The 19,248-nt window shown below is 62.3% G+C and carries 19 protein-coding genes and 1 pseudogene; 9 read left to right on the forward strand and 11 right to left on the reverse strand.

Translation table 11 applies throughout. The annotated features are described in order from the left end of the window. The 3 genes and pseudogenes from ACTHN9_RS16025 to nirB all read right to left on the reverse strand — a co-directional run. Window positions 1-343, reverse strand: a pseudogene (locus tag ACTHN9_RS16025) (nitrate reductase); the annotation flags it as partial. Between the two features lie 16 nt (window positions 344-359). Beyond that, entirely contained in the window at window positions 360-692 is a 333-nt protein-coding gene (gene nirD / locus ACTHN9_RS16030) for a nitrite reductase small subunit NirD (protein ID WP_440537760.1), read from the reverse strand. 12 nt (window positions 693-704) lie between these two features. Next, window positions 705-3,137, reverse strand: a complete 2,433-nt coding sequence (gene nirB / locus ACTHN9_RS16035) for a nitrite reductase large subunit NirB (protein ID WP_440537761.1) — start codon at window positions 3,135-3,137, stop codon at window positions 705-707. A 625-nt stretch (window positions 3,138-3,762) separates the two neighbouring features. On the opposite strand from nirB, the gene ACTHN9_RS16040 reads away from it, so the two are divergent. Continuing rightward, window positions 3,763-4,416, forward strand: a complete 654-nt coding sequence (locus ACTHN9_RS16040) for a peroxiredoxin (RefSeq protein ID WP_440537762.1) — start codon at window positions 3,763-3,765, stop codon at window positions 4,414-4,416. Between the two features lie 74 nt (window positions 4,417-4,490). Here ACTHN9_RS16040 and chrA read toward each other — a convergent pair whose 3' ends face one another. Both chrA and ACTHN9_RS16050 read right to left on the reverse strand, forming a co-directional pair. Beyond that, entirely contained in the window at window positions 4,491-5,747 is a 1,257-nt protein-coding gene (gene chrA / locus ACTHN9_RS16045; RefSeq protein ID WP_440537763.1) for a chromate efflux transporter, read from the reverse strand. Window positions 5,748-5,751: 4 nt separating this feature from the next. Continuing rightward, entirely contained in the window at window positions 5,752-6,075 is a 324-nt protein-coding gene (locus ACTHN9_RS16050; protein ID WP_440537764.1) for a hypothetical protein, read from the reverse strand. A 276-nt stretch (window positions 6,076-6,351) separates the two neighbouring features. Between ACTHN9_RS16050 and ACTHN9_RS16055 the strand changes: the two genes are divergently transcribed. The 5 genes from ACTHN9_RS16055 to ACTHN9_RS16075 all read left to right on the forward strand — a co-directional run bounded on the left by ACTHN9_RS16055 (window position 6,352) and on the right by ACTHN9_RS16075 (window position 10,305). Continuing rightward, complete coding sequence (locus tag ACTHN9_RS16055) at window positions 6,352-6,771, forward strand: VOC family protein (protein ID WP_440537765.1); 420 nt, start codon at window positions 6,352-6,354, stop codon at window positions 6,769-6,771. Between the two features lie 294 nt (window positions 6,772-7,065). Further along, window positions 7,066-8,940, forward strand: coding sequence for a DUF3857 domain-containing transglutaminase family protein (locus tag ACTHN9_RS16060; RefSeq protein ID WP_440537766.1), 1,875 nt, complete (start codon window positions 7,066-7,068; stop codon window positions 8,938-8,940). A 143-nt stretch (window positions 8,941-9,083) separates the two neighbouring features. Next, entirely contained in the window at window positions 9,084-9,332 is a 249-nt protein-coding gene (locus tag ACTHN9_RS16065; RefSeq protein WP_440537767.1) for an AbrB/MazE/SpoVT family DNA-binding domain-containing protein, read from the forward strand. Beyond that, a complete protein-coding gene (locus ACTHN9_RS16070; RefSeq protein ID WP_440537768.1) occupies window positions 9,326-9,646 on the forward strand; it encodes a type II toxin-antitoxin system PemK/MazF family toxin in 321 nt (106 codons plus the stop codon). Before ACTHN9_RS16065 ends, ACTHN9_RS16070 begins: the two co-directional genes overlap by 7 nt. An 80-nt stretch (window positions 9,647-9,726) precedes the next feature. Then, the gene (locus tag ACTHN9_RS16075; RefSeq protein ID WP_440537769.1) at window positions 9,727-10,305 is read left to right on the forward strand and encodes a LexA family protein; all 579 of its coding nucleotides are present in this window, start codon (window positions 9,727-9,729) and stop codon (window positions 10,303-10,305) included. Here ACTHN9_RS16075 and ACTHN9_RS16080 read toward each other — a convergent pair. The 5 genes from ACTHN9_RS16080 to ACTHN9_RS16100 form a co-directional block, all read right to left on the reverse strand. Further along, window positions 10,295-11,251, reverse strand: a complete 957-nt coding sequence (locus ACTHN9_RS16080; protein ID WP_440537770.1) for a queuosine precursor transporter — start codon at window positions 11,249-11,251, stop codon at window positions 10,295-10,297. The two genes, ACTHN9_RS16075 and ACTHN9_RS16080, sit on opposite strands and share 11 nt — an antisense overlap. A 19-nt stretch (window positions 11,252-11,270) precedes the next feature. Then, entirely contained in the window at window positions 11,271-12,101 is an 831-nt protein-coding gene (gene queF / locus ACTHN9_RS16085; RefSeq protein ID WP_440537771.1) for an NADPH-dependent 7-cyano-7-deazaguanine reductase QueF, read from the reverse strand. 557 nt (window positions 12,102-12,658) lie between these two features. Further along, complete coding sequence (locus tag ACTHN9_RS16090) at window positions 12,659-13,729, reverse strand: hypothetical protein (protein WP_440537772.1); 1,071 nt, start codon at window positions 13,727-13,729, stop codon at window positions 12,659-12,661. Window positions 13,730-14,006: 277 nt separating this feature from the next. Continuing rightward, a complete protein-coding gene (locus tag ACTHN9_RS16095; RefSeq protein ID WP_440537773.1) occupies window positions 14,007-14,324 on the reverse strand; it encodes a DUF4148 domain-containing protein in 318 nt (105 codons plus the stop codon). Between the two features lie 142 nt (window positions 14,325-14,466). Beyond that, window positions 14,467-15,171, reverse strand: coding sequence for a glycine zipper 2TM domain-containing protein (locus ACTHN9_RS16100; protein ID WP_440537774.1), 705 nt, complete (start codon window positions 15,169-15,171; stop codon window positions 14,467-14,469). A 201-nt stretch (window positions 15,172-15,372) separates the two neighbouring features. Here ACTHN9_RS16100 and ACTHN9_RS16105 point away from each other — a divergent pair, with 201 nt between their 5' ends. The 3 genes from ACTHN9_RS16105 (at window position 15,373) to ACTHN9_RS16115 (ending at window position 18,752) form a co-directional block, all read left to right on the forward strand. Next, complete coding sequence (locus ACTHN9_RS16105; RefSeq protein ID WP_440537775.1) at window positions 15,373-16,341, forward strand: 1-phosphofructokinase family hexose kinase; 969 nt, start codon at window positions 15,373-15,375, stop codon at window positions 16,339-16,341. Between the two features lie 159 nt (window positions 16,342-16,500). Beyond that, window positions 16,501-17,823, forward strand: a complete 1,323-nt coding sequence (locus ACTHN9_RS16110) for a chloride channel protein (RefSeq protein WP_440537776.1) — start codon at window positions 16,501-16,503, stop codon at window positions 17,821-17,823. Between the two features lie 203 nt (window positions 17,824-18,026). Continuing rightward, window positions 18,027-18,752 (forward strand): DUF4396 domain-containing protein, encoded by a 726-nt coding sequence (locus tag ACTHN9_RS16115; protein WP_440537777.1) that lies wholly within the window; start codon window positions 18,027-18,029, stop codon window positions 18,750-18,752. Window positions 18,753-18,853: 101 nt separating this feature from the next. Here ACTHN9_RS16115 and ACTHN9_RS16120 read toward each other — a convergent pair whose 3' ends face one another. Continuing rightward, window positions 18,854-19,012: a hypothetical protein gene (locus ACTHN9_RS16120; RefSeq protein WP_440537778.1), complete on the reverse strand. Its 159-nt coding sequence runs from the start codon at window positions 19,010-19,012 to the stop codon at window positions 18,854-18,856. Window positions 19,013-19,248 lie beyond the last annotated feature (236 nt).

Raw genomic sequence — 19,248 nt, forward strand, 5'->3', positions numbered from 1 at the left:
TGCCCTCGGCCCGCTGTGGCCCGGAAATATCGACGGGGCCGGCATCGGGGCGGTGGCTTACCACCCCGGCGGCGACGCGCGCCGCCACGTGATGGAGCGCCACGGACCAGTCGGTCGGTTTGCGCTCGTCGTCGCGCGCAAACCGGATTTCGGGGTGCAGCGCGCGGCCGGCATGGCTTGCGGCCGTCAAGGCCAACGAACGTCCCTTGGTACAGAGCCGGCCGAAGTTCGCCGGATGATCGGGGTCGCCCTCGATGCCCGTGATACGGCCGTGCTCGGCTTCGATGAGCACGCCGCACCCTACGCCGCAGTAGCAACACGTCGAACGTGTGACGGTCTTCATCGCGGAGCGAGCCTCCTCATGCGAAGCGGACGAACACGGCTTCGCCGTCGACCTTCACGGCGAAGCGCAGCGTGCAACCCTCGTCGGGCGCGCACGCTTGGCCCGTTTCGAGCGAGATGTTCCAGCTATGGAGCGGGCAGGTGACGGTCTTACCGTGCACGATGCCTTGCGAGAGCGCACCGCCCTTGTGCGGGCAACGATCGTGCAGCGCAAAGACTTCATCGTCTGCAGTCCTGAACAAGGCGATATCGCCGTCTTCGTGCTTGAGGACCCGGCTACCCAGGCGGGGGATGTCGGACACACTGCATACGTGGGTCCAGGTCGTGGCGGGGGAAATCGTCAAATCCATGGTTCGGTAGCCTCAGGCGATGACTTTGAGCGGGATATATTCGCGTTCGTGCAGGCCGTCGATGCGCGCTTGCCACGGATCGGGCAACCCTTCGAGCGCGTAGAGCAGACGCTCGTACAGCGCACGGCGATTGGCGGCATCGTCGACGATCTTGCGTTTGACGTAGTCGAGCCCCACCCGCGCGATGTAATGCACGGTGCGATCGAGGTAGTGCGCTTCTTCCCGATAAAGCTGCAGGAAAGCGCCCGAAAACTCCTTCACTTCGTCCGCCGTTTTGACCTTGGCCAGGAATTGCGCGACTTCCGTCTTGATCCCGCCGTTGCCGCCGACATAGATCTCCCAGCCGCTATCGACGGCGATCACGCCCACGTCCTTGATGCCGGCCTCGGCGCAATTGCGCGGGCAGCCCGAGACGGCGAGCTTGACCTTGTGGGGCGACCACATATTGGCGAGCATCGTCTCCAAATCGATGCCCATTTGCGTGCTGTTTTGCGTGCCGAAGCGGCAGAACTCGCTCCCGACGCAGGTCTTTACGGTGCGGATCGATTTGCCGTACGCATGGCCGGACTGCATGCCGAGGTCTTTCCAGACGTGCACCAAGTCTTCCTTCTTCACGCCGAGCAAATCGATACGCTGCCCGCCGGTGACCTTCACCATCGGGATGTTGTATTTGTCGGCAACATCGGCGATACGGCGCAACTCGTCCGGTGTCGTCACGCCGCCCTTCATTTGCGGTACGACCGAGAACGTGTTGTCCTTCTGAATGTTCGCGTGCACGCGTTCGTTGACGAACCGGCTTTGCGGATCGTCGACGGCATCGCGCGGCCAGGTCGATACCAGGTAGTAGTTGATCGCGGGCCGGCAGGTGGCGCACCCGTTGGGCGTGCGCCATTCGAGGAAGTCGTAGACGGCGCGATGCGTGAGCAGCTTGTGCTCGCGCACGGCCTTGCGCACTTCGTCATGCGTGCGATCGGTGCAGCCGCACATGGCTTTCGTCTTCGGCGTTTCTTGGAAGCTCGTCCCGACCGTGCTCATCAAGATCTGCTCGACGAGGCCCGAACACGAGCCGCAAGAACTCGCCGCCTTCGTGTGCTTCTTCACTTCGTCGAGCGTGAAAAGGCCCTTTTCGCTGATGGCTTTGACGATCGTGCCTTTGCACACGCCGTTGCAGCCGCACACTTCGTCGGAATCCGCGAGCGAGGCCGCGCGGTTGTGGCCTTGAACACCCGCGTCGCCGATGCTCGATTCGCCGAACATCAGACGATCGCGCAATTCGCCGAGCTTGCGGCCTTCGCGCAGCAGTTTGAAATACCAAGCGCCGTCGGCCGTGTCGCCGTATAGGCAGGCGCCGACCAAGCGGTCGTCCTCGATGACGAGCTTCTTGTAGACGCCGCTGGCCGGATCCGACAATACGATCTGCTCGGTGTTTTCGCCGCCGACGAAATCGCCGGCCGAGAACAAGTCGATGCCGGTGACCTTCAGCTTCGTCGACAGCACCGAGCCCTTGTAGCTGCCGATGCCCATCAGCGCGAGGTGGTTCGCGCACACTTTCGCTTGCTCGAACAACGGGGCCACGAGGCCGTAGGCCACGCCGCGGTGGCTCACGCATTCGCCCACCGCGTACACGCGCGGGTCGTACGTTTGAAGGGTATCGTTGACCACGATGCCGCGATCGCAGTGCAGTCCCGCCGCTTCGGCAAGCGCGGTGTTCGGACGAATACCGGCGGCCATGACGACGAGGTCCGCTTCGATTTGCTCGCCGTCTTTGAAGCGCACGCCCGCGACTTCGCCCGCCTCGTTGCCGACGATTTCGCTCGTGGCTTTCGACATGAGGAACGTCAAACCCTTGGCTTCCAGGGAACGCTGCAGCAGCCGGCCGGCATTTTCGTCGAGCTGCCGCTCGAGCAGCGTCGAGGACAGATGCACGACGGACACGTCCATGCCGCGCAGCTTCAAACCGTTGGCCGCTTCGAGGCCGAGCAGGCCGCCGCCGATCACGACGGCGCGCCGTTTGACGGTAGCCGCGTCGATCATCGCTTGCGTGTCGCGAATATCGCGATAGGTGATGACGCCCTTGAGCGTCGCGCCCGGCACCGGCAGGATGAACGGCTGCGACCCGGTCGCGATGAGCAGTCGATCGTAGGGCGCTTCGGTGCCGTCCTCGGCCGTCACGACCCGCCGCTTGCGGTCGATGGTGGAGATGGTCTTGCCTAGGTGCAGCCGAATGCCGTTTTGCTCGTACCACTCGAGCGGATTCAGAACGATGTCGTTGAACGTCTGCTCGCCGGCCAGCACGGGCGAGAGCAGAATCCGGTTGTAGTTCGGATGCGGTTCGGCGCCGAAGACCGTGATGTCGTAATGATTCGGCGCGAGCGCGAGCAATTCTTCGATTGTCCGGATACCGGCCATGCCGTTGCCGATGACGACGAGTCGGGGCGCATTCATCGTGAGTCACTCCTTAAGCCGTTGAGGTCGCGGCGTCATTGCCCGACGGTGAGACGGAAATCAACGTGTTTGGCATGCGCCAACGAAAACGGCGTCCGCTCGTGTCGAGGCACGAGGGGACGCCGTTGTCCTTGAAGCGTGAGCGATGGATCGGGGGCGGGGCCAGAAGTCGAGAGACGCTTTCTTGTCAAGCCCAGTCATCGCATTGCGTTGCATGCATCCCGACGCCGTTGCCGGGTACGGGCAATCTCTATGCAAGGGCTATGCCAAGTGCATGAAACGCAGAACTGACGGGGCTTTGCGGGCGGACGGATGCCGCAGAGGAAACGCGGTGCACCGATTTGTCGCACTGCAGCAGTGCAGCGCATCGCGCATGCCGCACCCGTTCGGCGCGAGGGTGTCCGCTTCGGTGCGCGTCCGTAGGGGGGGCGCGGCGGTTAGGCGATATAACCGAAACGCTTAACGTAAGAAAAAAAGCTTCGCTGGGCTCGGCCGTGTATCGCAGCGGTCGGGGGCTATAATTCAAAGCTTCGCTTCAACCCTCCCGCGAAGTGCGCGTAGGGAGACTTGCGCGCGCCACGCGGCTTCCGTGCTTGCCAACGTACCCTATCGAGGAGGTTTCACAATGTCTATCCGCATCGGCGACGTTGCACCCGATTTCACCGCCGAAACCACCGAAGGCACGATTAAGTTCCACGAATGGATCGGCGACAACTGGGCGATCCTGTTCTCGCATCCGAAGGATTTCACGCCGGTTTGCACCACCGAACTCGGCACGGTGGCGCGTTTGAAGCCGGAATTCGACAAGCGCAAAGCCAAAGTGATCGGCTTGAGCGTCGACCCGGTCAGCGATCATGAAAAGTGGGTGGGCGATATCGCGGAGACGCAAGGGCATGCCGTCAACTTCCCGGTCATCGGCGACCACGACCTGACGGTGTCGAAACTGTACGACATGATCCACCCGAACGCGAGCGGCGGCGCGCGCACGGCAAACGACAACGCCACGATCCGCTCGGTGTTTATCGTCGGGCCGGATAAGAAGGTCAAGGCGATGCTCGTCTATCCGATGAGCGCGGGGCGCAACTTCGACGAGATCCTGCGCCTGGTGGATGCGCTGCAGGTGAACGCGCAGCACTCGGTCGCCACGCCGGCGAATTGGCGTCCGGGCGACGACGTCATCATCCCGACGTCCGTTTCCGATGAAGACGCGAAGAAGAAGTACCCGCAGGGATTCAAGACGCTCAAGCCGTATCTGCGCACCGTAGCGCAGCCGAAGTAACGGCACGGGCCGCTCGAACGGTACCCGCGCGTTCGGTCGTATTCGGCTCGAACGCGCCGGTTGCCGTCAGCCCGTCAGCCTGCCAACCCGGCAATCCCGATCCCTGCCGCGGCGCACAGCGCAACGACCGCGAGCGGCGGCGCTTTCCATCTGACCAGCAAGAAGCACCCCACGACGGCGATCGCGAAATCGATCGGCCCATGAACCGCGCTCGTCCACACCGGCGAATAGAGCGCGGCGGCCAGCAAACCGACCACAGCGGCGTTGACGCCCGCGAACATCGCGGCAGTCGATCGACGCGTACGCAACGCTTGCCAGTGCGGCAGCGCGGCGACGACCAGCAATAGCCCCGGCAAGAAGATGCCCACGGTGGCCAGCGCCGCGCCGGCAAGGCGCCCGGCCGTGCTCGACATCGTCCAGCCGAGGTAGGCCGCGAAGCTAAATAGCGGCCCGGGCACCGCTTGTGCGGCGCCATACCCGGCCAAAAGCTCGTTTGCGCCCACGGCATGTTCGATGACGGGTTGCTGCTGCAGCAACGGCAACACCACATGCCCGCCGCCGAATACGAGCGCGCCGGAGCGAAAGAACGCGTCGAACGATCGCAGGTCCTGCCATATCGATCCGCCTAGCATCGGCGCGAGGCGCACAGCAGCGGGCACGGCGGCGAGCAATAGGCAAAACAGGACCAGCGCAACGATCCCTGCCGCATGTGGAACGCGCGTTTGCAGCATACCCGTCGTCAACGTGGCGCCGCGAGCGTCGAACGCGGCGTCGCGGCGATAGAAGGCGAACCCAGCCGCCGCGCCGCATGCGATAACGATCAGCTGCGCATAGGCGCTATGCATCGCGCCGAGCAACGCGACCGCCGATAGTGCGATCGCCGTGCGCCGCCGGTCGGGGCACAATCGCCGTCCCATGTCCCACACCGCTTGCGCGACGACGGCAACGGCGGTCAGCTTCAACCCATGAACGAGCCCTTGGCCCACCGTGCCGCCCAAGTCGGGCGCAACGACGGCGAAGGCAAGCAAGAGCAGCACCGAGGGGAGCGTAAAACCGCACCAGGCGGCGAGGGCGCCTAGCCACCCGGCACGCAAGAGCCCGACCGAAAAGCCGACCTGACTGCTGGCCGGTCCTGGCAGGAATTGACAAAGGGCGACCAGATCGCCATAAGTGGCTTCGTCGAGCCAGCGGCGGCGTTCGACGAATTCGCGGCGGAAGTAGCCTAAGTGGGCAACGGGCCCGCCGAAGGAAGTCAGCCCCAGTTTGAGAAAGGCGCCCAGCACTTCTAGCGCGCCCCGCCCGTGTGTGGACGGGGGCGCGGATACGGTCAACGGTTCAATGATCGAGCCTTTTCATGGTTTCGGATTCGATCGCGGCGTGCCATTCTTCTGAGGCTTCGATCGGATTGGTTTCATCCTCGATCGAAAACTGCGCGCGCTCTGCCGCCGTGCGGGCTACGCCGAAATCGGTGTCGAGACCGCCTTCTTCGTCGTCCTCGCTCGGCGGTTCGAGCATGTCCCTTAGCATTGCGTCGAGTTCGGGGGTATCCCACGGTTTGCCGTGTTGCTTGCGGGACTTGATGTAATGCCGGATCTCGGCATCTTGCTCCGGCGTGAGCGGAAGCCCGCGAAAAGTCCGCTCGGGATCGATGTCGGTCATGATGGCACTCCGCGAAGAGATGTCCGAGTGTAGCGCTGTTGCGCGGCAATGCGCTAGACGGGGCTGTCCGCGACCGAGCGAGGTTGGTACGCTCCGCGTGGGTGGTGCCGAGCGCCGAGCGCATATTGCGAGTCTGCTGACAAACCGTTGGCAGGAGCCCCCGGGTAGGATCCGTCGGTCGCCGCGTGCAGGTTCTGCAAGCCAACTGCGCGGCGGATTTCGTTCGCGTGCCGGCAAACGCGGCATGTCGGTTCAGTCCATTACTACTCGCAAAAAATGAACTTCGTTTCGACCAGAATCATTACCGACGATATCAAGCGGCTCGTGCACTTCTACGAGCGGCTCGGGCTTTCTGCCAAGTGGTACACCGACGATTTCGCGGAAGTCTCGACGCCCGTCGCGACGTTGGCAATCGGCAGTACACGTACGATGACGTTATTCGCCGCGGGTGCGGCCGTCGGCGGTCAGAACCGGTCGGTCATCATCGAATTTCAGGTGGCGGACGTCGATGTTGTCTACGAGCATCTGAAAAGCGTGGTCTCGGAATTTGTGCAGCAGCCTACCACCCAGCCGTGGGGCAATCGCTCGGTGTTGGTCCGCGATCCGGACGGGAACCTCGTGAATTTGTTTACGCCGGTCACACCGGAGGCCATCGCAAAATACCAGCGTGCCGCCGAGCGTCAAACGCTCGCCTAGCATTCGGCGTAGCCGTCCGAAGCGATCCTCGCCGAATATTTCGTCGGTAGCCCCGGTGACGCTCTGCCGCTGTTTGCGACCGCGCACGACCTGCACGTGCGCGGGTGGCCGGGGACAGGAATTGGACACGAAGATTGTCTTCCAAGATTTAAATCGCTTTCATTGCATCGGCATTCGGATCGATTTATGATCCGGCCGCTGCCTTATGCTTAATCGCCTCATGGTTGATCGATGGCGATTGGCGGCATTTTCTCGGGATGATAATCGACCAACACCTTTTCCGACTCTATACCCATGGGGAATCGCCTTCCGCATCTTGCGTTGCAAGTGGCGCGCCTGCTGCCGCTCGGCGTCGTTCTCGCTTGTGCCTGTTCGGCGAGCGCGGCGGAAATGCCCGAGTACCGATATTCTCAATATGAACGTGTCGTTTCGGTTGACGACGAAGCGCGGGCGGTCGCGCACATCTCGCTAAGCATCGTGTTGTCTAGCGATGCGGCGCTGCAGCGCTTTGCACAGTATGTCGTATCGTATAACGGAGATTGGCAAACGTTGACGATCGATAAAGCGCAAACGGTTCACGCGGATGGGGAAACCATTTCCGCGAACCTCAAAGAAGCGGTATTCGACCGGCCGGCTCCGGCGACGACCGTTGCCCCGATGTTCAGCGCCGAACGTTGGCGCTTCGTTGCATTCCCCGCCGTTAGGCTCGGCGATACCGTTCAACTGAGCTACACGCTCAAAGATCGCGCGACGATGCTGCCGGGCAAATTCAGCGAGGTTGTGTCATTCGCGCCGACCGAGGCGTACGACAATGTCGAGGAGACGCTCGATACGCCTGCCGGCATGCCTGTCAGGATCGATGCGAGCGGCATGCAGCTCGTGAGCGATGACGTGCGCGGCGCACGGCACGTACAGGTCTATCGCTATCGCACACCCGCTCAGGGGCCGACTCACGAGCAGGCCAACAGCGTATCCGCCTTGGATACCGGACCTTACTTCATCGCATCGAATTACGCGAATTATGCGCAGCTCGGGCAGATCTACGAGCAAGGTGCGGACTCCCAGATCCAGGTAACGGATGCCGTCAGGACGCTAGCCGATCGACTGACGGAGCATGCGACGGACCGGCGGCAGCAGGCGCAGCTGATTTATGACTGGGTCAGCCGCAATATTCGCTACTTGGCCGCCTGGGTCGGCTCTGGGCCCGTGGTACCGCATAGCGCGGATCAGGTATTGCGCAATGGCTACGGCGATTGCAAAGATCATGATGTCTTATTCATCGCTTTGCTAAAGGCGAAAGGGATCCGCGCCGATAGCGTCCTCGTCAATCTGGGAACCAGTTATCGCTTGCCGGCGGTCGCCACTTGGGCGGTATTCAATCATGCCATCACCTGGCTGCCGGAGTTCGGTGTATTCGCCGATACCACGAGCGCCGTCTCCTCGTTCGGCATTCTGACTTTCGCGAGCAGCGATAAGCCCGCCCTCGATACCGTCACGGGGGAAATGCTGCATACGCCTGCGCAAAATGGCGAGAATAGCGCGTCGTCGAGCGACTATACGATCGAGGTGGGCGACAAGGGCGATGCGAACGTGCATGGTTCGTTCGTGTTGAACGGGCAGGCCGCATTCGCTCCGCGGCTGTCCTTGCTGCGGCATAACGGCGATCGGGTCGGCTACGAGTTGCTCCGGCGAGTCGGCCTCACGGGATCGCTGCATATCGCAGCGGCTGGTCGAAACGACATCGACCAGCCGCTCGCGCTGGATGTGACTGGCACGGTCGATAATGTCGCGCTGATGCCGGGACCGGCTGCGCTCGCCGTCCCCACGATGCCGAGCTTCAGTTCCATCAAGGCATTTGCCGACTACGTGCTCGCGCAGGCGTGGCAGCCCACCGACAGTCCATGCGCGGGTACGGCGGTTCACGAGCACTACAGCGTCATATTGCCGGCAAGCGCGAAAATCATTGCGATTCCGCCCGACGTCGACAGCGCGATCGGTGAAGTGACCTATACGGCCAAGTATCGGCGCACCGGCCAGCGTGTCGACATCGATCGGCAGCTCGGACGCCGCTTTCGGTCGAACGTGTGTAGCGCTGCCATGCTGAAGCGATGGCTTCCGGCTGCCACGGTCATTTCGACCGATCTCAGGCGGCAGATTTTGTATCGGTGAAAGGAAGCGGAACGGGCGCTGACCGTCGGAACGCGAAGCGGCAGGGGGCCGCATAGGCCGAACGGACAACGTCGCCAAAAACGTTATAACATTGTGTTGCCGTCCACGGCATTCCAAGCTAACATTTCGCTTACGGTGAGGTCATGAAAGTCACGATTCGCAAGATGGGCAATTCGCAAGGGATCCTGATCCCCAAGCCCATTCTTGCCCAGCTGGAATTGGAGGGCGAAGTGGAGATGGAAGTATTGGACGACGCATTGGTTATCCGAAAGCCGCGCAAGCCGGTGCGGGCGGGGTGGGCGGACGCGAGCCGATCCGTCGCGCAAGCGGGCGGCGATACGCTCGTGATGGGCGAGTTCGGTAATGCCGACGATTCGGAGTTGGCATGGTAGTGCGCGGCGAAATATGGCGGGTCGCGCTCGATCCGACATTGGGAAGCGAAATCCGCAAGACGCGCCCCTGCGTGGTGATTTCGCCGCCCGAGCTGCACGACCATCTGCGCACCGTCATCGTCGCGCCGTTGACGTCGAAGGGGCACGCCGCTCCCTACCGGGTGCCGATCACCTTCGGGCGTAAGCAGGGGCTTATCCTGCTCGATCAGCTCCGCACCGTGGACAAGGCGCGATTGATCGAAAAAGAAGGGGCGGTGACCGGTTCAACGCTAGTACGCGCATTGGACACGTTACAGGAAGTGTTCGCCCAATGAGGCGTGAGCTGCCGAGAGGATCGGGACACATGCTTCGAGCCGCCACTCACACGATGGAAACAAGAGAACGGGCCAGTTCGATGGTCGAGAGAATCCGTGCGCTTATGCGTCAGCACGGCATGAACGACGCCGATCTCGCGCGCAAGACGGGGGTGTCGGCCGGCACGCTGAGCCGCGTCCTTTCGATGGAAACGGAAGATCCGCGGATCAGCACGGTATTGGCGATCGCCGATGCGCTCGGTTCCACGGTCGGCTATCTGCTGCAAAGCGAACGGGCCTATCCGATCCCGATTCTCGGCTGGGACGAAATCGTCGATTTCGCGCACGGGCATCGCGATGTCGCGCGCAAGACGCAATGGCTGACCGTGGACACCCCGCGTAGGCCAGGTACGTTCGCGGTGAAAACGAAACCGTCGATGGCGCCACGATTCCGCGAAGGCTCGATCGTAGTGGTGGAACCGGGCGTTGCGCTTCGCGACGCGCATGTCGTCGCCGCCATCGTCGACGGCGGCGCACCGGCGCTACACCGCGTCGTCAAGGATGGCGAGGTTGCCTGGCTCAAGGGCCTGAACGCGACGCGCGCCGAAACCGTCAATGCGCTTGCGGAGGGCGTCGTCGTGTTCGGCGTCGTGACCGAATCGCGCCTGATCAATCCTTGAACGAGAACGGATTGAAGTTGGTGTGATAGTCGTAATAGTCGATCTTGTCGATCTGTTTTAGCCGCCTGGATGCCGTGGTGACGAGCGGCAACAGCACGAGTTCATAGATCAGCTTGACGACGATCTGGATGCCGATCATCGTGAGCACCACTTGTCGCGGCAGCCGGCCCCAGAACAAGATCGAGCAAAACAGCGCGCTGTCGATCACAATGGCGACGAACGTGCTCGATACCACGCGTGCCCAAAGATAGCTGCCGTTCGTCGCGATTTTGAGCTTGGCGAGAAACGTCGTATTGATGAATTCGCCGCAAAAGTAGGCAACGGTCGACGCCACGAAGGTGCGCGCGAACTCGAGCGCGAGCGCGGGGTAGGCAGCCGCGAGCGTCGGGTTCTGTGCCTCCCAACTCGGCAAACCCGGCGGCAGCGTGAGCAGCCACGTGCCGAGCACGAACATCAAGTTCACTGCAAGCCCGCCCCAGATCACCATGCGGCTCGCTCGGAATCCATATACCTCGGTGATGATCGTACTGAAGGCGTAGGTCATGGGAAACGCGATCAACGCCGCCGGAATGCCGACCGTGGTGGGGCCGAGCAGCGGCAGCCAGTCGAGTTTCACCTCGATAACGCGCGCGCCCGTGACATTCGACAGCATCAGAAAGCCCACGTACACCAGCGCGAGCAGTAGCACCGCCGGTGTCAATTGATGCTTGCGGGTCGGGAAATAAGAAAGCGGTACGAGCTGATCCGTATAGGTGGCCGCGTTCAGAAAGCCGATGTGCGCGACGTCCTCGCGCGAAAATTTATCGAGCCACGTTTTCTTATGGAGCTCGCGCGGCGACATCTTGAATGTGGCGCCCGAATCGCGCACGCGCACAAGCACGAGCGGTTCAGCGTGCTCGGCCGACGGCTCGATCACGGCCTCGATTTCGTGGGAAGCGTTTTCCATGGTCGGAGTCCGTGCGGGGTTATTGGCGGATCAAGCGCGTGTTCGCGATTTTTTCCACCGGTTCGCTGCTGCGGATGGGATTGATGTCGATCCCGCCGCGGCGTGTGTAGCGGGCCGATACCGTCAGCCGCGTCGGCTTGCAGCGATCTTGGATGTCCTTGAATATGCGCTCGACGCATTGTTCGTGGAACTCCTCGTGATCGCGGAACGAGACCACGTACTTGAGCAGCGCGGCGCGATCGATGCGCGCGCCTTCATAGGCGATGCAGACCGTTCCCCAGTCGGGCTGGCCTGTGACGAGGCAGTTCGATTTCAGCAAATTCGAATACAACGTCTCGCTAACGTGTTCGTCATGCGTGACGAGAACCTGCGGGTCGACGGTGAATCGATCGATGGCGATGTCTTGCTCGTCGATCGATTCACCGTCAGGCAGGCCGATACGCTGCGCCGACGCCTGCTCCAACGATTCGATTGCGACCGAAACGGGGGCCCCGGCGCATTGAGATAGATCCCGCGCGGCGATGCGTTCGACTTCGGCCCGATCGGCGAACGAGGTGTTGTTGAACGTGTTGAAGTACAGCTTCATCGATTTCGATTCGATCACGTTCGGTGACGTGCAAGGCACGACAATCGTCGCGACCGCGACGCGCGGGACACGGTTCGGCGTGAGCCAAGACACCTCGTAGTGATTCCATACGTCGACGCCAAAAAACGGCAACGGGCCTGTCACCCCGATTTCCTCGCGCTTGATCGTTCGCGCAATGGCAAAGAGCTTGTCGGGATTGTAGGTGGATTCGTACTTGGATGATTTGCCCAGCTCCAACGTGCCGGGATTCGATATTGCATTCATGTTTTCGAAGGGTCGATTTTTAGTATTGACTCTCAGAGCGGCCAGCATCGAATCGGGAAACAGGCGAACACCTCGTCCGCGCCCATCCTCGCTCACTCGCGCTAGTCCGCAACCGGCGGTGCGGCCATCCTCGGAAGCAGCCTGCCGATGATACTGCATGCCGTTCGCGAACGAACGCAATCGTGGCAATCTCGTGCATCGAGATGGACATGTTCGTCTAATTGGACATTCGTGATCGCAAGCACCCTATCAATGTTGATAGTATGTCTTCGTCGCGGGTTTAGATATCATCCGACATCGACTTGTTAATTGCAATTTTGCAATACGTCCGCTTTCCCGGGATGGCGTTTTTTCGTTCGAGCGGAGCCGCTGAATCGCTGCGCGGCGGACGTTCATGTGCTCTCACGACACGGCTCGCCCAATGCCGTGCTCCCGCCTGTTCGGTTTTCGCATCGTCCTCGGTGACAGGCGGCCTCGCCGCGCCCTTTCTTTCCTCGTGGGGGCGCGGCTTCTTTCATGTCGAGCGGGAGGCTGCGTTTCGCTCGACGGAAAGCGGCTCAATCGGCTGGGATCGTTACGATCGGCGCTTTCGCGCTCGTGTCGGCTTCGGCGAGCGCCATCAAATCCTGCACCACGGTGAACGCGTATTTCGAATCGAAATCGTCGCGTGCAATCCAGTATGCAGTCCCGTCGTAGGGAATCGAGACATATGCGTCCGCCGGTGCGGTCGCTGCCGAGTGGACGATGATCGTCGGCCGCGTTTCGCCGCCGACGAGTCCCACGGTCGGCTTCGTCGCGCCGCTGGCTACGCTGCTTGCCGGCACTTCGACTTGCGCGCCGAGGTCCGTCAAGATCCCGAGGACGGAACGCGTCAAGAGCGCGATTTTTCCCGACTCGCTGGATTGCCCGTAGACCACTTCGAAGCTGCCGGTGTCGCGCGGCAATCGCAAGAGTTGCCGCAATAGCCGGCGATCCGCAGCCGCGTGCGGCGGCTCCTCGCTATCGTGCGGCACAGCGACGACGATGTAGACATGATTCGCGCCGTTCTCGTTGCGAAGCTCGACGTTCAGTTCGCCCGCTAGCTGCAGACGGCGCGCCGCGTGAATCATTTGGAAGAAACCGGGTGTGCCGGCACTGCGCGAGCCGCCGAGTGCCGTGCCGTTGAGTAGGCCGTCGACCGATTGCGCGGCGATCCGCAACAGCAGATCGATCGGGATGCCGCCTTGCGCGAGCGGGAGCACGAGTGCGGGCGCCAGCGGGCGAATGTATGCGGAGGCGAAGGCGTCGCCGGTCGTCGGCGTAAAGGTAAAAGTCGGATGGTTCGAATACGACAATGCGCCGTTTGCGAGCGCATAGCTCGGTTGCGTGCCCGAGCCCGCATTCAGGGTCGAGCCGACCGACGCATCGAAGGTATACGCCGCGATGATTTGGCTGACCGTTAGGAACGAGGGGGCGTCCGCGAACCGTAACTGAACCATGGCATCGAGGATGGCGCGCTTTTTGGCGGTGCCGAGGGCGCGGGCGTAATCGACTTGGTCGGCTCGCAGGCGGGCCGGCCCCATATGCGTGCAAGAGGTCGCAAGGCCCGCCACGCAGACGGCCAACAGCATTCGAGCGATGGCATTCATCGAAATCGACGGAAGCGAATGAAGGCATCGCGGGGCCCCGCACGATGTGTGCCCGAGTGCGGGCAGGCGGCGAAGGCGGCATGCGGGAGAGGGGCGCGGCGAGCCGTCCTTTCGCCGGCCGCGCCGAAGTAAATATCCGACGATGACGCGTAGGCTTTACGTGTTGTCGAATCCGGCCGCTAGCGCCGATCGGCTAAAGACGACGTCGATCGATTCGAGATCCGAGCGCCGCCTCGCGGCGGCGTCGAATCGATCGCACGGCAGACGGCCGCAGACATTAGTGATGGCTGTACATCGACCGCCAGGCGTGCGGGCGCATTATCGTCGACGAGCCCGATTGCATCGTTCCGCTAGGCGTACCGCCGAACCCGGTGGTCGACGTCGCGCCCGCTGTGCCTTGCGCGGCGACGCGCGCTTCGGCGGCCTGGATATCGGCCGGATAGTGAAGTTTGCTGGGCCTGTAGCCGTTTTGTCTGAGTTGCGTCAGTTGATCCTGCACTTGCGCACGGGTGAGCGGTTGATTGGACGATTGGGCAAACACCGCGGCCGGCGCGAGTGTTAGGGCGAGCGCAATGATTCGAATCGAGCACTTCATGATCGGCACCTCCTATTACGTGGTGTGGCCGTGCGCCTCGATTGCGTGCGGCCTTCGATCAAAGTGTGGTCGCTCAAGCTTAAGGATCGGTTAACGGATTACGCGGCGTGCGCCCGGCACGCCGCGTTTCTTGAGCGACTGGTTATGCCGCGCTCAGCGATTCGCCAACCACTCGTACGTGTTCGCCCGGTTGGAACGGGGGCTGGGCCGTGTAGGTGAAGTTGCGGTAGCTGCCGTCTTGCATCCGCACTTGGACCTGGTACGACGTGGCCTTCCGAACCTCATGCTCGATGCCGTTGCCGGCGAGGCCGCCGCCGACGGCGCCTGCGATCGTCGCGAGCGTCCGTCCGCGACCGTTGCCGATTTGATTGCCGAGCAAGCCGCCGGCGATCGCTCCGCCGACAGCGCCGACGCCCGTCGTCGGTTCAGGCGACTGCACCGCGTTGATCGCGACCACTTCGCCGGCATTCGGATCGTAGGCGGAAGCATGCGGTGCGGGCGAGCCGTATGCGCCGGTATTTCGATAGTCGTTGCCGGCTTCGCGGTACCGCGGCTCCTGCTGGGGCGTTGCCCTTACGACATGGCGATGTTGCCGGGCTTCGCTGCTCTCGGCTCGCGGCGCGCTGTAGGTGGGGGCGGCCGTCACCGGTGCGCTCGCGATCTGAGCGCTCTGCATGGTGGCCGAAGCGCCTAACTCGGGCGGCGCGGAGACAGCGTGCGAGGTAGGCAGCCAGCCGGCAATAGCGGCGATGCCGGTCCCGCTGACAAGGATCACCGCGACGGCCGCGGCAGCGAACAACGGATGGATGCGAGCGTTTTGCGGATTCGACGGCAGATTGGCATTCATGAGAGAACTCCTAGTGAGCATGTCCCCAAAAACGCATTGCCGTGCCGGGCGGTGGACCGCAAATCGGTGACATTTGTAAGGAGTTGTAGCGGCGGGCGCGACGGCCTGCGCCGTGTCCGCTTTTCGCCGTTGACTTGCATCAATGCTCGCAACCAAATGCAGTGTTTAACTGCGATGATCGACGCCACTTGATCGACGGCCATGACTCATATCGTGACGCTGACGCTGAACCCCGCGCTCGACGTGTCGTTTTCGGTGGACCGTGTGGCGCCCACGCGAAAGCTGCGTTGTGGCGCGGTGCGTCGCGATCCGGGGGGCGGCGGGATCAACGTTGCCCGCGTGGTGCGACGCCTGGGTACCGATTGCACCGCGATGTTTTTGGCCGGTGGGCGCACGGGGCGAGCGCTCACGGAGTTGCTCAACGCGGAGCATGTGCGTGTCGATTGCGTGCCGATTGTCGAAGAGACCCGCGAAAACTTCGCGGTGCGCGAAACATCGACAGGGCAAGAATTCCGGTTTGTCGTGCCGGGGCCTTCTATTTCGTCGATCGAACTGCAGACCTGTTTCAACCGAGTGATGTCGCTCGACCCCGCGCCGCGTTTCTTGGTGGCGAGCGGCAGCTTGCCGCCGGGCGTCCCAGTCGATTTCTATGCGCGCCTCGCCCGCGCCGCGCGAATCAAGGGCACGCATCTCGTGCTCGATACCTCGGGCGAAGCGCTGGCTGCCGCGCTGGAGGAGGGCGTCCACGCGATCAAGCCGAGCATCGACGAACTGCGCGAACTGAGCGGCAAGCCGCTTCGCGAGCCATCGGAATGGGGCGAGGCAGCTCAGCGGTTAGTTGCGCGCGGCTACGCACGAATCGTTTTGGTGACGCTGGGGGCACGCGGTGCCTTGATGGCGACCGCCGATCGCATCGAGCGCGTCGATGGGCTGCAAGTTCCGGTCGTGAGCGCGGTGGGCGCCGGCGATAGTTTCCTTGCGGCGTTCGTATGGGCGATCGACCGAGACCTACCGGCAGCGCACGCGCTGCGCTACGGCGTCGCGGCGGGCACATCGGCCGTATTGCGGGCGGGCACGGTGCTCGCGCAACCGGACGAAATCGAACGCTACTACGCGATGTTGGGAAGCGACGATACGGCCGTTAGCGCCAACGCAACGCTTCGGCAATGACTTCCGCCGCGCCGCTCAGCGATCGGACGCAACGGATAATTCCCTCACAGTGAGACGAAACGGCCGGGGACCCATCCGACGAGCCCGTGGCACCGGGCTCGAATAACGGGCGGGGGCGTTCGAACGGTATACTTACGCTTTCGCGCACACACTCCCGTCATGCAAATCCGAGTTCCGACGGATAAATTCTCCTTTCAACACGCCTACAAACTGTGGCTCCACTATGGCGTCTTCTGGATCGGCGCCATTGTTGCTGGGCTAATCGCTGTGCTCTATGCGCGGCTGATCGATTTCGGGTATGACCTTTTCCTGAAGCACGTCGCGCACAACGTCTGGTTGCCATTGCTCGTCACGCCGGCGATCAGCGCCGCATGCGTTTGGATCACGAGGCGGTTCTTCGATGGAGCGGAAGGCAGCGGCATCCCGCAGGTGATCGCCTCGTTGCATGGCCCGAAGGCATTGGGCGAGCGCTTGTTGACGATTCCGATCTTGATCGGAAAGATCCTCGTGTCGTTTCTCGCCATCCTTGGCGGCCTGACGATCGGACGCGAAGGGCCGACGATCCATATCGGTGCTTCGCTGATGTTCAGTCTGCGACGATACTACCCGGCGAGATTTCGTGCGATCCACGGCGCCTCCCTGGAACGCAAGCTCGCGTTGGCCGGTGCGGCGGCGGGCTTGTCGGCAGCCTTTAACGCCCCGCTAGCCGGTGTCGTGTTTGCCATCGAAGAACTCACGCGCAGTTTCGAAGCCCGCACGAGCGGTGTGCTGATCACTGCGATCATCTTCGCGGGTGTCGTATCGCTGGGGCTCCAAGGCAACTACGTGTATTTCGGAACGATCGACGTGGGACCGCACCTTCCCGATCTGCTCGTTGCCGCGGTGCCGCTAGTCGGGCTGTTGGCCGGCATTGCCGGCGGAATTTTTTGCTGGCTGCTGCTCAATACGAAGCGCTGGATGCCCGAGGCTATTTTGCAGATGCGCACGCACCGTCCGGTCGTATTCGGGGCCGTCTGCGGCGTCTTGATCGCAGTGGTCGGTATCGTCAGCTCGGGACACACCTTCGGCAGCGGCTATGCGGAAGCCCGGGCGATGCTGGAGGGGCACGGCCACGTCAGCGCATTCTATCCGGCGTTCAAGATGATTACGATGGTCGCATCCTATCTGCCGGGTGCGCCTGGCGGCTTGTTCGCGCCGTCGCTGGCCATCGGCGCGGGGATCGGCAACGTGCTGCATATGGTGTTTTCGCAGATGCAGTTGCCGATGTTGATCGCGCTTGGGATGGTCGGCTATCTGGCTGCCGTGACGCAAAGCCCAATTACCGCCTTCGTGATCGTGATCGAGATGATCAACGGGCATGCGCTCGTGATTTCGTTGATGGCGACCGCATTGATCGCTAGCCGCGTTTCCCGGTTCTTTGCCCCGCCGTTATACGAAGCGCTCTCCGAACGATATCTACCCAAGGCGCACGGCAAGGACTAACGAACCGCGCCGTGTAGTCGTCCCGGCTATCCGGGGCGTGGATAGGCGCACGCTCCGCGGCCGCACTTGCGCCGGCTAGACGGCGCACTCCGCGCAATCGCGCAGCACACCCCTAAGCAGGAACGCTCGCTGCTTACAGCAGCGAGCGGTGGCCCGGCGGCTTCGCCGGAGCGATCCGACTCTCGCTGTTAGAGGATGGGGTGATGACCGAAACGAGCTTTCCCCACTGGCTGCACGGCCTTTCGATCGCATCGATCGCACTCGGCGCCGTATGCGCCGCTGCAATCACGGCCGATGAGTTCCGGCATCCACAGAAAATGTGGATCATGAACCTTGTTTGGCCGCTGACCGCGCTGTTCGGGAGCGTTCTATGGTTCGCGGCGTATCGCGCGTGGGGGCGCAATGCGATGAACGGCAAGGGAAATGGAAACCGAAACGGTGGCGAGCAACCGTTTCCGGCCATGGTGCTGAAGGGAACCAGCCACTGCGGAGCAGGGTGTACGCTCGGCGACATCATTGCCGAATGGGCGGCCTTCGTTTTCCCGGCTATCGCGGTGGGGCTCGGATGGCACACGGTATTCGCGCAGAAGACGTTCGCGGTATGGATCGCCGACTTCATCGTCGCGTTTTTGCTCGGCGTGGTTTTTCAGTATTTCACAATCAAACCGATGCGCGAACTCTCGCCATGGCAAGGGATCGTGGCCGCGCTCAAGGCCGACTTCGCCTCGATCGCCGCGTGGCAAGTGGGCATGTACGGATTGATGGCGGTGATCCAGTTTTTATGGTTCGCGCCGACCTACGGAGGCATCGCGAAGGTCGCGAGCCCCGAATTCTGGTTCGCCATGCAGATGGCGATGCTGGCTGGCTTCGCGACTAGCTACCCCGTGAACTGGTGGTTGATCCGCTCAGGGGCGAAAGAGGCGATGTGATGCTCCCGGGCAAGCTGCGGCGTCCGGCGCGAAAACGCAGCCGCGACACGCGCTGACGCTTCGCGGCCCGACGGCGGCCGACGCTCCCGGCTCCGCGCAGATTAATCGATGAGGCGAATGCCGAACACCGTGGCTTGCGAAAGGCGAATGCGTTCGGCTTCGCGGTGGCGCGCTTCAAACGAATAGTCGGAATCGAGCGGGAGGTGCGGCGAAGCGAAGAAATCGCTGATCTTTTGTGCGAGGGCGAAAACGAGGCTCATGGCGACTCCGGTTGAATGCGGTTCAGGGTTATCCCTTAGTTCGCATTCTAGGGTTTTCCCTAGCCAAAAGCTAGTGCGATGCACAAAAAATTGCGGAAAGGGTCGCTCTCTCCGGCAATAGCGTGATGCGGCGTTGCACAATAACAACGCCAGCGATGCGGCGCGTTCCCGAGATTCCTCGCATCCGTGCGACATCGCGCATCGGCGTCAATCGGTCCTAAAAGGAAGCATTCACG

The sequence above is a fragment of the Trinickia sp. genome, assembly GCF_051953405.1.
Taxonomy (GTDB): Bacteria; Pseudomonadota; Gammaproteobacteria; order Burkholderiales; family Burkholderiaceae; genus Trinickia.

What these genes read in the sequence shown, in the direction of transcription:
- nirD (WP_440537760.1), bottom strand. Translation starts at nt 692, where the DNA reads ATGGATTTGACGATTTCCCCCGCCACGACCTGGACCCACGTATGCAGT.
- nirB (WP_440537761.1), bottom strand. Translation starts at nt 3,137, where the DNA reads ATGAATGCGCCCCGACTCGTCGTCATCGGCAACGGCATGGCCGGTATC.
- ACTHN9_RS16040 (WP_440537762.1), top strand. Translation starts at nt 3,763, where the DNA reads ATGTCTATCCGCATCGGCGACGTTGCACCCGATTTCACCGCCGAAACC.
- ACTHN9_RS16050 (WP_440537764.1), bottom strand. Translation starts at nt 6,075, where the DNA reads ATGACCGACATCGATCCCGAGCGGACTTTTCGCGGGCTTCCGCTCACG.
- ACTHN9_RS16055 (WP_440537765.1), top strand. Translation starts at nt 6,352, where the DNA reads ATGAACTTCGTTTCGACCAGAATCATTACCGACGATATCAAGCGGCTC.
- ACTHN9_RS16060 (WP_440537766.1), top strand. Translation starts at nt 7,066, where the DNA reads ATGGGGAATCGCCTTCCGCATCTTGCGTTGCAAGTGGCGCGCCTGCTG.
- ACTHN9_RS16065 (WP_440537767.1), top strand. Translation starts at nt 9,084, where the DNA reads ATGAAAGTCACGATTCGCAAGATGGGCAATTCGCAAGGGATCCTGATC.
- ACTHN9_RS16070 (WP_440537768.1), top strand. Translation starts at nt 9,326, where the DNA reads ATGGTAGTGCGCGGCGAAATATGGCGGGTCGCGCTCGATCCGACATTG.
- ACTHN9_RS16075 (WP_440537769.1), top strand. Translation starts at nt 9,727, where the DNA reads ATGGTCGAGAGAATCCGTGCGCTTATGCGTCAGCACGGCATGAACGAC.
- ACTHN9_RS16080 (WP_440537770.1), bottom strand. Translation starts at nt 11,251, where the DNA reads ATGGAAAACGCTTCCCACGAAATCGAGGCCGTGATCGAGCCGTCGGCC.
- queF (WP_440537771.1), bottom strand. Translation starts at nt 12,101, where the DNA reads ATGAATGCAATATCGAATCCCGGCACGTTGGAGCTGGGCAAATCATCC.
- ACTHN9_RS16090 (WP_440537772.1), bottom strand. Translation starts at nt 13,729, where the DNA reads ATGAATGCCATCGCTCGAATGCTGTTGGCCGTCTGCGTGGCGGGCCTT.
- ACTHN9_RS16095 (WP_440537773.1), bottom strand. Translation starts at nt 14,324, where the DNA reads ATGAAGTGCTCGATTCGAATCATTGCGCTCGCCCTAACACTCGCGCCG.
- ACTHN9_RS16100 (WP_440537774.1), bottom strand. Translation starts at nt 15,171, where the DNA reads ATGAATGCCAATCTGCCGTCGAATCCGCAAAACGCTCGCATCCATCCG.
- ACTHN9_RS16105 (WP_440537775.1), top strand. Translation starts at nt 15,373, where the DNA reads ATGACTCATATCGTGACGCTGACGCTGAACCCCGCGCTCGACGTGTCG.
- ACTHN9_RS16110 (WP_440537776.1), top strand. Translation starts at nt 16,501, where the DNA reads ATGCAAATCCGAGTTCCGACGGATAAATTCTCCTTTCAACACGCCTAC.
- ACTHN9_RS16115 (WP_440537777.1), top strand. Translation starts at nt 18,027, where the DNA reads ATGACCGAAACGAGCTTTCCCCACTGGCTGCACGGCCTTTCGATCGCA.
- ACTHN9_RS16120 (WP_440537778.1), bottom strand. Translation starts at nt 19,012, where the DNA reads ATGAGCCTCGTTTTCGCCCTCGCACAAAAGATCAGCGATTTCTTCGCT.